We start from the raw sequence: 13910 nt of genomic DNA on the forward strand, positions 1-13910 counted from the left end.
TCTTTGATTTTGGCTGGGGCGGTTGGATTCGAACCAACGCATGACGGAGTCAAAGTCCGTTGCCTTACCGCTTGGCGACGCCCCATTGTTCAACTTATCCTGTAAAATTTTATCAAGTATTCGGCCTTTTGTCAAGTCTTATTTCAGCACGATCCTTTTTTCGCCGAAAAGCCCGTTGACTTTCCGGATAAAATCCGGACTCGGGTGGATCTTGTACTGGCTGGGTTTTAGCTGTCTGGCCTGACCTTCGCGGTAGGCGAAGACCACCCGGGTTTCGCCGGGATTTTCCCTCATGTAGTGCTTCAGCATCTGAAATTTGGCCTTGTCGTTCTCCGTGATCAGGATGTAGGAGGTAAAATTTTTCTCCCTCACGATGTCCTCAAGGAAACGGATGCGGTTCACGACAAGTTTCTGCGTCTCCTGGTCCTTGAAGTAGTCCGTCTGCATAAAGCCGTCGATGTAGACGGCTTTTCCCTCTGTCAGGATGTGGGCGCATTCCTTGTAGGTCTTGGGAAAGACGGTTCCTTGCAGGATGCCCGTATAATCTTCGAGAAAAAATGTCGCCATGAGATCGCCTGTTTTTTTGGTTACGATTTTTTTCAAATCCCGCAGGATTCCGCAGATTTTGATATTGGTCGGGCGGGATTGCTCTTCCCGGATCGACAGCGTCGTGTCGAGTTTGTAGCTTTCGATCAGGTCCTTATAGACATCCAGCGGATGGGAACTGAAATAAAACCCGAGATATTCTTTCTCCAGTCTCAGTTTTTCCGTCAAGTCAAAATCGGGCGACTCGGGCAGCACAAAGGCGCCCAGCCCGCCCTTGTTTTCCCCGAAAAGCCCCATTTGCCCGATGGGATCGGCGGCCATGCGGTTGGCGTACTCCATGACCTTCTCGATGGCGATATGCTTCTGTTTGCGGTTTCCAGGAAGCGAATCCAGCGCCCCCGCCAGGATCAAGGCCTCGAGGCTTTTTTTGTTGAGCCCGTGTTTGAGCGTCCGGACGACGAAATCCTCATAACTTTTGAAAGGCCCTTTTTGCCCGTACTCTTCGACGATGCCCTTGACGACGTTCCAACCGACATTTTTGATGGCGGTCAGCGAAAACACAATGCCTTCGCTGTCCGCGGTAAAAATCACGCCGGCTTTATTGACGTCGGGGAGATTGAGCCGGACTTTACGGGCCCGGGCGTCGGCAATATAAAAGGCCACTTTTTCGATGTTGCTGATTTCTGAGGTCAGAATGGCCGCGTAATATTCTTTGGTGTAGTTGATCTTGAACCAGGCCGTCCAGTAGGCGATCAGGGCGTAGGCGGCTGAATGGGACTTGTTGAAACCGTAGCCGCCGAATTTATCGATGAGGTCATAGACCCGCCCGGCGGTTTCTTCTGGGTATCCCCGGCTCAAGGCCCCGGCCACAAAGCGGTCCTTGTTTTTTTTCATGGTCTCAAAATCTTTTTTTCCCATGGCCCGCCGCAGAATATCGGCCTCGCCGAGGGAATAACCCGCCATGCGGCTCGCGATTTTCATGACCTGCTCCTGATAGAGGATCACGCCATAGGTTTCTTTGAGAATGTCCTCAAGGGTCTCATCGGGATATTTGATCTCCGAAATTCCGTGGCGGCAGTTGATAAAGTCATCGACCATGCCCGAACCCAGAGGGCCGGGCCGGTACAGGGCAAGAATCGCGATGATGTCCTCAAAACGGTCGGGTTTCAGCCTTTGCAGGATGCGCCGGACACCCGCCGATTCCAATTGAAAGACGCCCGAAGTATCGCCGGCGGAAAGCATTTGATAGACTTTGGGATCATCGAGGGCGATTTCATGGATATCGACGGCCGGTCCTCCGCCCGCTTTGATGGAATCCACGCAGCGCTGCAGAATCGTCAGATTGCGAAGGCCAAGAAAGTCCATCTTCAGAAGGCCGAGGCTCTCCAGATCCTTGGCTTGATACTGTGTCGAGGACGTTTTCGTCTGATTGTCGCTGTAGAGGGGAACCGTTGTCGTCAGCGGATCCTTGGTAATCACAATGCCCGCCGCGTGTACGGAGGCGTGACGCACTCTGTTTTCGAGACGCTCGGAAATCTCCACGACTTCCCTGAGCTCCCGGTCGGTTCGGCAGAGCTCCCTGAATTCTTCCGAATTTTCCTTCATCTGGGCCAGACTGCTGTTGAAGGGAATGAGCTTTGTCATGGCGTCAATCTTGTACAGCGGCACGTCGAGGACACGCCCCACGTCCCGGATGACTGCCCTCGCCTTCAGCGTTCCGAATGTGATGATCTGGGCGACCTTATCGTCCCCGTATTTTCGCGTCACATATTCGACGACCTCTTTCCGCCGTTCCTGGCAGATATCTACGTCGATGTCGGGCATGGAAATCCGCTCGGGATTCAGGAAACGCTCGAAAATGAGGTTGTAGCGGATCGGATCCACTTCGGTGATCCCGAGGGCGTAGGCGACGATGCTGCCCGCGGCCGAGCCCCGGCCGGGCCCGATGGGAATCCCCTGCTTTTTGGAATAATCGATAAAATCCCACACAACCACAAAATATCCCGCATAGCCCATTTTTTCGATGATTTCCAGCTCATAACGGGCCCGCTCTTTGATTTCGGCGGTGAGTTTTTCGCCGGGCCAGCGCTTTCTGAGTCCTTCTTTGACCAGTTGCTTCAGGTAGCCCTCTATGGTCATGCCTTCGGGGACGTCGTAGTCGGGAAATTTGAACACGTCAAACTGTATGTTGATATTGCAGCGTTCGGCGATCCGCATGCTGTTTTCGACCGCTTCCCGGTACGGTTCGCCCAATTCCCGCAGCACCTCCTCCCCGCTTTTCAGATAGAGGCCCTCTGTTTCCATCCGCATCCGGTCACGGTCGCTGAGCTTTGCCCCTGTCTGGATGCAAAGAATCACGTCCTGCAGCACGTGATCGCCGTAGTTGACGTAGTGGGTATCGTTTGTAGCCACAAGGGGGATATGGTATTTTTGCGCCAGGGCAAAGAGCTTTTCATTGATGGCCCGCTGCTCCCGGATGCCGTTGGCCTGAACTTCGAGAAAAAAGTTGTCGGCCCCGAAAATGGATTGGTATTCCCGGAGCGCGCCTTGAATTTTGTCCTCATTTTCGTAGGCGAGGAGCCGCTGGGGAATCTCGCCCTGCATACAGGAAGAAAGAGCGATCAGGCCCTTGGCGTGGGCGGTAAGCGTCGCCTTGTCCACCCGGGGTTTTTTGTAAAAGCCCTTCGTATAGCCGAGGGAGCTTATTTGCAGCAGGTTTTCATAGCCTTCCGTCGTCTCCGCCAGCAGGATCAAATGAAAAATCCGGCCGTCCCTTTCGGTCATGGCAAATTCGGAAACATAGGCCTCAAGACCGATCAGGGGCTTGATCCCCTTGGCCTTGGCTTTTTTGTAAAATTCCATAGCGCCGAACATATTGCCGTGATCGGTAATGGCGAGGGCCGTCATGCCCAGTTCCCGGGCCCTGTCGAGATAATCGCCTATGCGGCCGACGCCGTCCAGGAGGCTGTATTCCGTATGTAAATGCAAGTGGGTAAAAGGTATCATGGGGACTCCTTCAAGAAAGGCGCAAACGTACGAGTTCCGCGAAGAATTTCGCTCCGGTCTCCAGCATATCGTCGTTGTAATCGTAGAGCGCGTTGTGGAGCGGGATATTGTTTTGGGGGGAGGGATCTCTCCCCGTCCCCAGGAAAACGATACAGCCCGGAATTTTTTCAAGGAAAAGGCCGAAATCTTCCGAGGCCATGGCGGGCTCGCAGGGGACGACGACATTTTCACTGCCAACGATATTGCGGGCGGCGGCCACGGCGTTGGCGACGGGTTCCGCCCAATTGATCGCGGGCGCGAACTCATGCGTATAGGAAAAGTCGCACAAAGCCCCGTGCATTCGGCAGATGTTGTCGCAGAGCGTCCGCATCCGTTCTTCAAGCAACGCCTGTACAAGCGGGGTGAAGCTCCGGGTATCGCCTTTTATGGTCACATGGCTCGGAATCGCGTTCCGGACGCCGTCGGTTTCCAATTCCGTACAGGAAATAACGGCGGTTTCCGTCGGCGGCACATTGCGCGAAACCACGGTTTGGAGCGCCAGAATGATCTCGGCCGCCGTCACAAGGGGGTCTACCCCGATATGGGGGCTCGAGGAATGGGATCCCTTTCCGGTGATTTTAATCGTAAAGTCGTCTTCGCTGGCCATAATGCCGCCGGTACGGGTCTGAATCGTCCCCGCGGGAAACGTCGGTATATTGTGGAATCCGTAAATTTCATCGAGCGGGAATCGCTCAAGGAGCCCTTCTTCCAGCATGGCCCTGGCCCCGTAGCCGGGTTCTTCGGCCGGTTGAAAGATAAAACGGACGGTCCCGGAAAAATTCCTTTGCCGCGAGAGCAAGCGGGCAGCGCCAAGGAGCGTCGCCATATGTCCGTCATGGCCGCAGGCGTGCATCCGCTCGGGATTGATTGACGCCCAGGGCCGGTCGCCCTTTTCCGTCATGCAGATGGCGTCCATGTCGGCCCGGATTCCGATGACGGTCCCGCCCGGACGGCCCGCGAGGTTGGCCACAAGGCCCGTCCTTCCGACGCCGCGATGAACCTCAAGTCCCATAGCTTCAAGCTCCGCGGCCAGATAAGCCGCCGTTTCCTTTTCTTCAAAGGCGCTCTCGGGATGCTTGTGCAAATGACGCCGCCAGCGGATCAATTCCTCCCGGAAATCTTTGTTTTTCTGCGTTTTTTCCATGCCAGTCCCTCCCGGTCTCTGTCGCTTTCTTATATTATACAGGGAAACGGGGCAGAAATCAAAAAGAATCTGCGGGGAGGGGGAAAATGCTTATTTTTCTTTACTTTCAGCGCGCTATCGGGTATAATTGGGAAAACCGCAAAAGGAGGACTTCATGAAACTCATTATTCCCCCAAGCAAAAGAAAGAATCAGGGACATTATTCTCCCGGCGTCATCGCGGGAAATCTGCTCTTTATCTCCGGCCAGCTTTCTGTTGATCCCGATACAGGGTCTTTCTTCCGCTTCTTGATGATTCCTGGCGGAAAATTACGCTGGGCGAAGGAATGACGCCAATCATTCCCTTTGACGAAAATGTACTCCTCAAAATGGACTATTATATGCCGACGCTTTCCTTTAAAGACCGCGGCGCGGCCGTCTTAATTTCTCATTGCAAGGCTATCGGCGTCACTTCCGTCGTTCAGGACAGCAGTGGCAATGCGGGCAACAGCGTGGCCGCCGGTCTGCATAACAACAGATACGATTTTGACGAAAGTTGTCTCTTGGCAGGCGTCAAGAGTTGCCTTGCCTTGGCGGGCCATTTTTCGGAGCGAAAAATCTGAAAATCACCACAAAAACATGCCAACAAGCGCCGAAGCGCTTGCTGGCATTCTTGAGAGCTCTTCCGTGGGTCATGAGTCTCGCGGAATCTCCCACCCCCAGTTTACAGTCCGTTTCGATACCCGGTACCTTCCGCGCGAAACCGGTACCTCGCGGCTTTCTTCGTTCTTCTATAACAAACAAAGCCCTTCAAATCGAAGAGCTTCGTCTGTTGTATGGGGTATTTTCGGGTAAAATTTTTTCTCTTCGGTTTGGTAGACTATATTATAGCGAAGCGGAAAGCCCGTGTCAATATTTTTTTGTTTTGTTGCTCTAATTTTTCTCCGAAAGCGCTTATAGTGGCTTTTTGTTCACTTTTCGCCCAAAATATACCAAAATTGACTAGTGTTTTTTTCTCAAAAATATTTGTACATATCCCCGGTCAGCCCGACGATTTCCTTGGCTTCGGCCACTTTTTTCATGGCGATGGCCCTGGCCTTCTTTCCGCCTTCCCGCAGGACATCCCGCACATAGTCCATGTTGCGGACAAGTTCCTCCCGCTTTTCTCTGGCCTGTCCGAAATATTCCATCATGGCCGCCAGCAGTTCTTTTTTCGCGTCGCCGTAGCCGAAATTTCCGGCCAGAAATTTGTCCTTGAGGGCGTTCTGTTTTTCGACCGAAGCCACGAGGCGATAGAGGGCCGAAATATTGTTTTCCGGGTTTTTCGGCTCCTCCAGCGGCGTCGAATCCGTCACGATGCTCATAATCTGCTTTTTGAGTTCTTTAGCCGGAGCGAACATGTTGATGGTATTGCCGTAGGACTTGCTCATCTTCTGCCCGTCCGTACCGGGAACGACGGCCACGTCGTCGAGAATCAGCCCTTCGGGGAGCTTGAAAAAGTCCACGTTGTATTGCTGATTGAATTTGGCCGCGATATCGCGGGTCATTTCCATATGCTGCTTCTGGTCCTTCCCCACGGGAACCACGTCGCTGTCGTAAATCAGGATGTCGCAGGCCATGAGGATCGGATAGCAGAAAAGTCCGGCATTGGGCAGGATATTTTTCGCGATTTTGTCTTTGTAGGAATGGGAGCGCTCCAAAAGCCCCATGGGCGTAAGGCAGGACAGAATCCAGGTCAATTCCGTATGCTCCGGAATGTCCGACTGGATGTAGATCGTGGATTTTTCGGGATCAAGCCCGCAGGCCAGCCAGTCGAGGATGATGTTTATGGTGTTTTCCCTGACTTCGGCCGGGGCCGGGAGCGAGGTCAGCGAATGGTAGTCCGCCACGAAGTAAAAACACTCATATTCGCCGCTGTTCTGGTGGTCCACAAACTGTTTGATGGCGCCGAAATAATTGCCGATATGCAAAATGCCGCTTGATTGTATTCCCGATAGACTTCTTTTCATGCCCTTGACCTCTCTTGTTTAATAGATTTTTCGCAGTTCCTGTATCTTCGCCACGACGTCTTTTTTGTCGAGCTCCAGCGTTTCGCCGGTTTTTCTGATTTTGAGCTCCACGACGCCCTGGGCGGCTTTCTTTCCCGCGATGACTTTGAAGGGAAAACCGATCAGATCCGCGTCCTTGAATTTGAAGCCCGGTCGTTCCTCCCGGTCGTCCATGGCCGTATCGACGCCGGCGTCGTTGAGGGCGCCGTAGAGTTCTTCGGCCAGAGCCGCCTGCACGGGATCCGAGACATTGGCGGGGATCACGTCAACCACATAGGGGGCGATGACGCTGGGCCAGATAATCCCGTCGGCGTCGTTGTGCTGCTCGATGGCGGCGGCCATGGTCCGGGAGACCCCGATGCCGTAGGTCCCCATAATGATGGTCTGCGCTTCGCCTTTTTCGTCGAGAAAGGTTGCGTTCATGGGCTTCGTGTATTTGTCCTTGAGTTTGAAGATATGACCGGTCTCAATGCCCCGGGCGCTCATCAGGGGCGCGCCGCAACGGGGACAGGAGTCTCCCGTTTTCACCAGGCGGATATCGTCAATGCGCAGGGCGCTGTAATCCCTTCCGTAATTGACATTTTTGTAATGATAATCGACGCGGTTGCCGCCCGCCACGGCGTTGACAAGGTTTATGACGCTCTTGTCGGCAAGAATTTTGATGTTTGCGGCCGCAAGGTCATAGGGGCCGATATAGCCCTTGGCGAGTCCCGCGTCAGCGATTTCCGTATCGGTCAAAAGGGCCACGCCCAGCGTACCCAGCGCGTTTTTGAGCTTGATCTCATTGACGGCGAAGTCCCCGCGGATCAGAACCATCCAGATCTCGTCGGTGACCATGTCGCGGTACAGCATGGACTTCAGGGTCTGGGATTCGGGGATTCCTAAAAATACGGCAAGATCTTCGATCGTCGTCTTGCCGGGCGTAGATACCAGCTCCGGGGCAAGAAGCGCCTCCGTCGGGTTTTCAAAAGCGCTTACGGCCGCCTCCACGTTGGAGGCGTAGTCGCAGGCGTCGCAGTAGAGAATCTCGTCTTCGCCCGATTCGGCCAGCACGTGAAATTCTTTGGATCCCGTCCCGCCGATGGCCCCGGAATCCGCTTCCACGGCGCGGAATTTCAGGCCGCAGCGCTCAAAGATCCGCGAATACGTGTTGTACATTTTCTGAAACTCCTCCTCGAGGGACTGCAAGTCCCGGTGGAAGGAATAGCTGTCTTTCATGAGAAATTCCCGTCCGCGCATGAGACCGAAACGGGGCCGGCGTTCGTCACGGAATTTCGTCTGGATCTGATAGAGATGGAGCGGCAGCGATTTGTAGGACGAGATGTCGTTTCTGACAATATCAACGATGACTTCCTCATGGGTGGGACCCAGGGAAAAATCCCGCTCGTTTCTGTCCTTGAGCCGGAACATTTCGGGGCCCATGGCCGTCCAGCGGCCGCTTTCCTGCCAGAGTTCCGCCGGTTGCAGCACCGGCAGAAACAGTTCAATGGCCCCCGCCCGGTTCATTTCCTCCCGGACGATGGTCTCTATTTTTTTCAGGGTCCTCAGGCCCAGCGGCAGAAAAGAGTAGACGCCGCTGGCGAGTTTTTTGATCATCCCCGCCCTCAGCAAAAGCTTGTGGCTGATGACCTCGGCTTCCTTGGGCGTTTCTTTCAATGTTTTGACATATCCTTTGCTGAATCGCATATTTCCTCCAATCGATAAAAGCCTTCCGCTTTCGTGTTCGCAAAATTACACTATATTCTATCATAAAACCCGGAAAAAAAGCAACAGCTTTGTCGTGAAAGACGCGTCAAAAAATAAAAATCATTTTATTGACTTTATCCGGCGAGTATGGTATATTGTGTATTAGCAATGAATAATCGTACATAAGCGACAGATATTACCATATAATGTCCTATTTCGGGACAAAATTCAGGAGGAATGAAAAATGAAAAGACTGAGTTTGTTTTTAGGCGCATTGGTGGTTTTGGGTTTGGCAACCGTGGGCAGTACAACCGTGCAGGCCGCCCCGAAGTACAAGATCGGGTTTACGGCATACAAGTACGACGACAATTTCATTGCACTTGTCCGCAAAGTTGTTGAAGGCGAGGCCGCCAAGGAAAAAGACAAGTTTGAGCTGCAGGCCAACGATTCCCAGAACAGCCAGCAGACACAGAACGATCAGATCGACGTTATGCTCTCCAAAGGCGTAAACGCTCTGGCCATCAACCTCGTGGACAACGGGGCCGCCAAGACTGTTTTGGACAAGATCAGCAAGGAAAAAATTCCCGTTGTGTTCTACAACCGGAAGCCCAGCGATGAAGCCATGGCTTCCTATGACAAAGTGTACTATGTGGGCACCGATCCCAACGCCCAGGGCATCGCCCAGGGCGAATTGATCCTGAAATACTGGAAAGCCCATCCCGAAGCCGACTTGAACAAAGACGGCAAAATCCAGTATGTGCTCCTCAAAGGCGAGCCGGGCCATCCCGACGCCGAAGCGAGAACAAAATACGCTCCCGAGACCATCAAGAAAGGCGGCGTAGACGTGGTGGAGCTCCATCAGGATACGGCCATGTGGGATACGGCCCAGGCCAAAGACAAGACCGACGCGTGGCTCTCGGGCCCCAACGGCGACAAGATTGAAGTCATCATCTGCAATAATGACGCCATGGCATTCGGCGCGATCGAATCGGCCAAAGCTCTCGGCAAGAAACTGCCCATATTCGGCGTAGACGCGCTGCCCGAAGCTCTCGTCAAGATTGAGACCGGCGAAATGGTCGGAACAGTCCTGAACGACGCCAAGGGACAGGGCTTCGCGACCTGGAAACTGGCGGCGAACCTGGCCGAAGGCAAGAAACCCACCGAAGGAACGGACATCAAGCTCGAAGGCAAAGAAGTGCTCGTTCCCAGCGTAGGGATCGACAAAGACAACGTGAAAGAGTACAAATAAAAAACGGCGCGTGTCTTCTCGATGAGCGAAAGAGATGAGAGTACAGTAAAATGAATAGCGAGAAGGGAGATGAATCATCTCCCTTTTTCGCAAAGTTATGGAAAAACGAAAAAAGGGGTAGCGTATGAGTGAAGCATTTTTGCTGGAAATGAGCGGCATATCCAAGGAATTTCCGGGCGTAAAGGCTCTGGACAACGTCAGCCTGCAAGTCCGGGCCGGGACCGTGCACGCGCTGATGGGGGAAAACGGCGCCGGAAAGTCCACGCTGATGAAATGCCTCTTCGGCATTTACAAAAAAGACGCTGGGCAAATTTTCCTCGCCGGGAAGGAAGTCAATTTCCGCTCGTCCAAGGAAGCCCTCGATAATGGAGTATCCATGGTGCATCAGGAATTGAACCAGGTTTTGCAGCGCAACATCCTCGACAACATCTGGCTCGGCCGTTTTCCGATGAAGAGCCTTTTTGTGGACGAAAAGAAAATGTATGAGGATACGGTCAAAATTTTCAAGGACCTCGAAATCAATATCGACCCCAGGAAAAAAGTGGCGGACCTGCAGGTGGCCGACCGGCAGATGGTGGAAATCGCCAAGGCCGTCTCCTACAATTCGAAAATCATCGTAATGGACGAGCCCACTTCTTCGCTGACGGAGCGGGAGGTCTCCCATCTGTTCAAAATCATCAACAAACTTCGGGAAAACGGTTGCGGCATCATCTATATTTCCCATAAAATCGAAGAAATCCGGGCCATCGCCCAGGAAGTGACCGTGCTCCGGGACGGCAAATACATCGGGACCGAAAAAATCGAGGACGTGACGACGGACAAGATCATTTCCATGATGGTGGGCAGGGACCTGACGGACCGCTTCCCGCCCCGGGTGGAAAAAGAGATCTCCGAAACGCTTTTGGAAGTCGAAAACCTCACGGCGGCGACGCAGCCTTCGATCAACGACGTGTCCTTTGAGCTCAAAAAAGGCGAAGTATTAGGCATTGCAGGCCTTGTGGGGGCCAAGCGCACCGATATCGTCGAGACCATCTTCGGCATTCGCCAGCGCTCCAAGGGGACGATCCGGATTCACGGCAGAGCCGTCCGGAACAAGACCCCCCTTGAGGCCATCAAAAACGGTTTTTCCCTCGTGACCGAAGAACGCAGGGCCACGGGAATCTACAGTATGCTGAGCGTAAAATTCAACAGCATCATCGCCAATGTCCGGCAGTATATCGGAAAGACGAAAGTCCTTCTGGAAGAAGGGAAAATGAAGGAAGATACCAAGTGGGTCATCGACAGCATGCGGGTCAAGACCCCCTCCCAGAATACGAGTATCGGCTCCCTTTCCGGAGGGAATCAGCAGAAAGTGATCCTCGGCCGCTGGCTTCTGACGAACCCCGACGTGCTTTTGCTGGATGAGCCGACCCGGGGGATCGACGTCCTCGCCAAATACGAAATCTACCAGCTGATTCTGGACCTGGCTCGGCGGGGCAAGGGCATCATCATGATCTCTTCGGAAATGCCGGAGCTCTTGGGCGTGACCGACAGAATTCTCGTGATGAGCAACGGCCGGGTGGCGGGCATCGTCAACGCCACGGAAACAAGCCAGGAAGAAATCATGGCGCTTTCGGCCAAGTATCTATAAATACGAAGAGGGGAGTACGACATGAAGAAAGAAATGAATCTGAAAAAACTCTTGATCGAAAACGGCTTGTATACGGTGCTCATCTTGATTCTCGTGATGATCATCGTGCGGGAGCCCACGTTTTTGAGCATACGCAATTTCAAGAACATCCTGACCCAGTCCTGCGTCCGGGCCATCATCGCCCTGGGCGTCGCGGGTCTCATCGTGACCCAGGGAACGGACCTCTCGGCGGGCCGCCAGGTGGGCTTCGCGGCCGTCATTTCGGCGACGCTGCTGCAAGACATGAACGCCCCCAACAAATTGTTGAAAATCGGTGAAGTGGCCCTTCCCGTGGCGCTTCTGGTCGTGATTGCCGTGGGGCTTGTGATCGGTATGATCAATGGCTTCGTCGTCTCATATTTTGACATCCATCCCTTTATTGTGACCATGGGGATGATGACGGCGGTTTACGGGGCAAATTCCCTGTACTATGACTATGTGGGATCCGCCCCCATCGCGAGCTTCAGCGAAAAATACACGAAGTTCGCCCAGGAGAGCTTTCATTTGGGGAGCGTGTCGCTGCCTTACCTGATCCTCTACGCGGCCATCGCCACGTTCATCATGTGGGTGCTGTGGAACAAGACAAAATTCGGAAAGGATCTCTTTGCCGTGGGCGGCAACAAGGAAGCGGCCCGGGTGTCTGGCGTCAACGTGCTTCTGACCTTCCTCAAAGTCTACGCCCTTTCGGGCATTTACTACGCCGTCGGCGGCTTTCTCGAAGCGGGCCGGATCGGCTCCGCCACCAACAATCTCGGCAACATGTATGAGATGGACGCCATCGCGGCCTGCGTCATCGGCGGCGTGTCCTTCTACGGCGGCACGGGCAAGATATCGGGCGTCATCACCGGAGTGCTGGCGTTGACCGTCATCAATTACGGCCTCACCTATGTGGGCGTAAGGCCCTATTACCAGTACATCATCAAAGGCTTCATCATCGTGGCGGCCGTCGTCTTCGACTCCATGAAGCTCCGCCGGAAGAAATAAACGCCATGCTGTATCGGAAATTTTATGTGCATTTTACGGATACGGCGGGGGAAACCACGCTCTATACGAAAATAAGCGACGGAGAGGGCCGGAAGGCCCTTTATCCGGACGTCCTTCAAAGACATGAATTTCAAGAGGGGGAAATCCGCAGCGACGCTCTCTACGAGCTGGCGCTGGAGACCTTTTCCCGCTTTGCGCCCCACAGGATATACTTCTTCGGGGTCGGGAAAGACCACGGGCGGGCGGAGATTTTTGCGTGGCTGGACGGGATCGCGGACCGGGAGGAAGAGGAAAATCCCGAAGCCCAGACTTTTACCGCCGGGGAGGCCGAAGCGGAGCGACAGATCGCGGCGGGTTTCCACTTGACCGCCTCCATGGGACGGATGTTGAGGGAACTCTTGATTTACGGCAAATACGCCGGAAAAGATCTGACGGCGCTCCTTTCCCCCTATGTGGCGGAGGGCGGAGGCGCGAAACAAAGGGGGAAGGAAGTCCTTGAGGAAATCCGGAAAAAACTTGTGGATTGACGCCTTTTCCCGCGTCTATGTGGAAGAAGGGGCGGAATCTTTTCCGCTGACGGCGCAAATCCTCCGCAACCTGCCAAAGGCCGCCGTCATTCCCGTAGGCCGGTATGGGGAACTCTTTTCCCGGAAAGGACAGGATTTTCGCCTGCAAAAAAACGCGCCCCAGCTGATCCTCGCGGTCAAGCGGGAGGGGTTTTTCTTTCCCGGCGCCAAGGTCTGCGAAAATTTCGGGCGCGCCAATTTCTTTTACAGCTCCCAGATCCTCAACTGCCTTTATGACTGCGCCTACTGCTACCTGCAGGGGGTCTATGACTCGGCCAATCTCGTGGTTTTTGTCAACATTGAGCATACGTTCCGGGAAATTTCGACCTTTTTGTCCCGGGCGCCCATGTATCTCTGCGTTTCCTACGATACGGACCTGCTGGCTCTGGACCGCTTGACAGGCCTCGCCGAGCGCTGGTACGAGTTCGCGGAGACAAAGTCAAATTTAATGATCGAATTAAGAACAAAATGTTCTAATATAGGATTTTTAAGGCGCAAAGATGTAAATCCGAACTTTGTTCTCGCCTGGACGCTTTCCCCGGAGCGCGTGTGCGGCTTATATGAGCGGGGGAGCTCTTCCCTGAAGCAAAGGCTTGCGGCCCTGCGGGAAGCCGTCGATTTGGGGTATACGGTCCGGATTTGTCTCGATCCCCTGCTGGCCGTTCCCGATTTTGAAAAGTTGTACGGGGAATTGATCGAAGAAATTTTTTCCGTGGTCAAAGGCGACGAACTCCTTGATGTGAGCGTCGGAACCTTCCGGATCTCCGGCGAATACCTGAAGCGCCTGCGGAAAAACCGGCCGGACTGCGCGCTGACCCGCTATCCCTTTACGCTCCGCGACGGGGTTTATTCCTACCCGCCGGAAAAATCCGCGGCCATGCTGGGCTTCGTGCGGGGAAAATTGCTTCATTATGTCAGGGAAACGCAAATTTACATAACGGACTTTTAGCGCAGGATGAAAATATTTCCTTGCATTTTTTCATAATATCGTTTACT

At 53.8% G+C, this 13910-nt stretch carries 11 protein-coding genes and 1 tRNA gene; 7 read left to right on the top strand and 5 right to left on the bottom strand.

Going from position 1 to position 13910, the window contains the following annotated elements; all coding sequences use genetic code 11:
• Positions 1 to 10 precede the first annotated feature (10 nt).
• The 3 genes from LBQ97_09665 to LBQ97_09675 all read right to left on the bottom strand — a co-directional run bounded on the left by LBQ97_09665 (position 11) and on the right by LBQ97_09675 (position 4735).
• Positions 11 to 85 (bottom strand) — tRNA-Gln (locus tag LBQ97_09665).
• Between the two features lie 53 nt (positions 86 to 138).
• On the bottom strand, positions 139 to 3552 hold the full coding sequence (gene dnaE, locus LBQ97_09670; GenBank protein MDR1832972.1) for a DNA polymerase III subunit alpha: 3414 nt from the start codon (positions 3550 to 3552) through the stop codon (positions 139 to 141).
• 10 nt (positions 3553 to 3562) lie between these two features.
• On the bottom strand, positions 3563 to 4735 hold the full coding sequence (locus LBQ97_09675) for an amidohydrolase (protein MDR1832973.1): 1173 nt from the start codon (positions 4733 to 4735) through the stop codon (positions 3563 to 3565).
• Positions 4736 to 4889: 154 nt separating this feature from the next.
• Here LBQ97_09675 and LBQ97_09680 point away from each other — a divergent pair, with 154 nt between their 5' ends.
• Together LBQ97_09680 and LBQ97_09685 are read left to right on the top strand one after the other, a co-directional pair.
• Positions 4890 to 5063 (top strand): hypothetical protein, encoded by a 174-nt coding sequence (locus LBQ97_09680; protein ID MDR1832974.1) that lies wholly within the window; start codon positions 4890 to 4892, stop codon positions 5061 to 5063.
• Entirely contained in the window at positions 5048 to 5335 is a 288-nt protein-coding gene (locus LBQ97_09685; protein MDR1832975.1) for a pyridoxal-phosphate dependent enzyme, read from the top strand. The genes LBQ97_09680 and LBQ97_09685 overlap by 16 nt, the downstream gene beginning before the upstream one ends.
• Positions 5336 to 5728: 393 nt before the next feature.
• On the opposite strand, the gene trpS is transcribed toward LBQ97_09685, so the two are convergent.
• Both trpS and LBQ97_09695 read right to left on the bottom strand, forming a co-directional pair.
• Positions 5729 to 6721, bottom strand: coding sequence for a tryptophan--tRNA ligase (trpS, locus tag LBQ97_09690; protein MDR1832976.1), 993 nt, complete (start codon positions 6719 to 6721; stop codon positions 5729 to 5731).
• A gap of 18 nt (positions 6722 to 6739) precedes the next feature.
• Positions 6740 to 8446: a proline--tRNA ligase gene (locus LBQ97_09695; protein MDR1832977.1), complete on the bottom strand. Its 1707-nt coding sequence runs from the start codon at positions 8444 to 8446 to the stop codon at positions 6740 to 6742.
• A gap of 244 nt (positions 8447 to 8690) precedes the next feature.
• On the opposite strand from LBQ97_09695, the gene mglB reads away from it, so the two are divergent.
• From mglB to LBQ97_09720, 5 genes are all read left to right on the top strand, one after another.
• The gene (mglB, locus tag LBQ97_09700) at positions 8691 to 9695 is read left to right on the top strand and encodes a galactose/glucose ABC transporter substrate-binding protein MglB (protein MDR1832978.1); all 1005 of its coding nucleotides are present in this window, start codon (positions 8691 to 8693) and stop codon (positions 9693 to 9695) included.
• A 124-nt stretch (positions 9696 to 9819) separates the two neighbouring features.
• A complete protein-coding gene (mglA, locus tag LBQ97_09705) occupies positions 9820 to 11325 on the top strand; it encodes a galactose/methyl galactoside ABC transporter ATP-binding protein MglA (protein ID MDR1832979.1) in 1506 nt (501 codons plus the stop codon).
• 21 nt (positions 11326 to 11346) lie between these two features.
• The gene (mglC, locus tag LBQ97_09710) at positions 11347 to 12348 is read left to right on the top strand and encodes a galactose/methyl galactoside ABC transporter permease MglC (GenBank protein MDR1832980.1); all 1002 of its coding nucleotides are present in this window, start codon (positions 11347 to 11349) and stop codon (positions 12346 to 12348) included.
• A gap of 5 nt (positions 12349 to 12353) precedes the next feature.
• Complete coding sequence (locus LBQ97_09715; protein MDR1832981.1) at positions 12354 to 12875, top strand: hypothetical protein; 522 nt, start codon at positions 12354 to 12356, stop codon at positions 12873 to 12875.
• Positions 12844 to 13863 carry a radical SAM protein gene (locus LBQ97_09720; GenBank protein ID MDR1832982.1) on the top strand — a complete coding sequence of 340 codons (1020 nt, stop codon included), beginning with the start codon at positions 12844 to 12846 and terminating at the stop codon, positions 13861 to 13863. Before LBQ97_09715 ends, LBQ97_09720 begins: the two co-directional genes overlap by 32 nt.
• Positions 13864 to 13910 lie beyond the last annotated feature (47 nt).

The organism is Fusobacteriaceae bacterium, assembly GCA_031272775.1.
Classification (GTDB): Bacteria; Fusobacteriota; Fusobacteriia; order Fusobacteriales; family Fusobacteriaceae; genus JAISST01.

Coding starts and splice junctions, on each gene's coding strand:
- dnaE (MDR1832972.1), bottom strand. CDS start 3,552: ATGATACCTTTTACCCACTTGCATTTACATACGGAATACAGCCTCCTG.
- LBQ97_09675 (MDR1832973.1), bottom strand. CDS start 4,735: ATGGAAAAAACGCAGAAAAACAAAGATTTCCGGGAGGAATTGATCCGC.
- LBQ97_09680 (MDR1832974.1), top strand. CDS start 4,890: ATGAAACTCATTATTCCCCCAAGCAAAAGAAAGAATCAGGGACATTAT.
- trpS (MDR1832976.1), bottom strand. CDS start 6,721: ATGAAAAGAAGTCTATCGGGAATACAATCAAGCGGCATTTTGCATATC.
- LBQ97_09695 (MDR1832977.1), bottom strand. CDS start 8,446: ATGCGATTCAGCAAAGGATATGTCAAAACATTGAAAGAAACGCCCAAG.
- mglB (MDR1832978.1), top strand. CDS start 8,691: ATGAAAAGACTGAGTTTGTTTTTAGGCGCATTGGTGGTTTTGGGTTTG.
- mglA (MDR1832979.1), top strand. CDS start 9,820: ATGAGTGAAGCATTTTTGCTGGAAATGAGCGGCATATCCAAGGAATTT.
- mglC (MDR1832980.1), top strand. CDS start 11,347: ATGAAGAAAGAAATGAATCTGAAAAAACTCTTGATCGAAAACGGCTTG.
- LBQ97_09715 (MDR1832981.1), top strand. CDS start 12,354: ATGCTGTATCGGAAATTTTATGTGCATTTTACGGATACGGCGGGGGAA.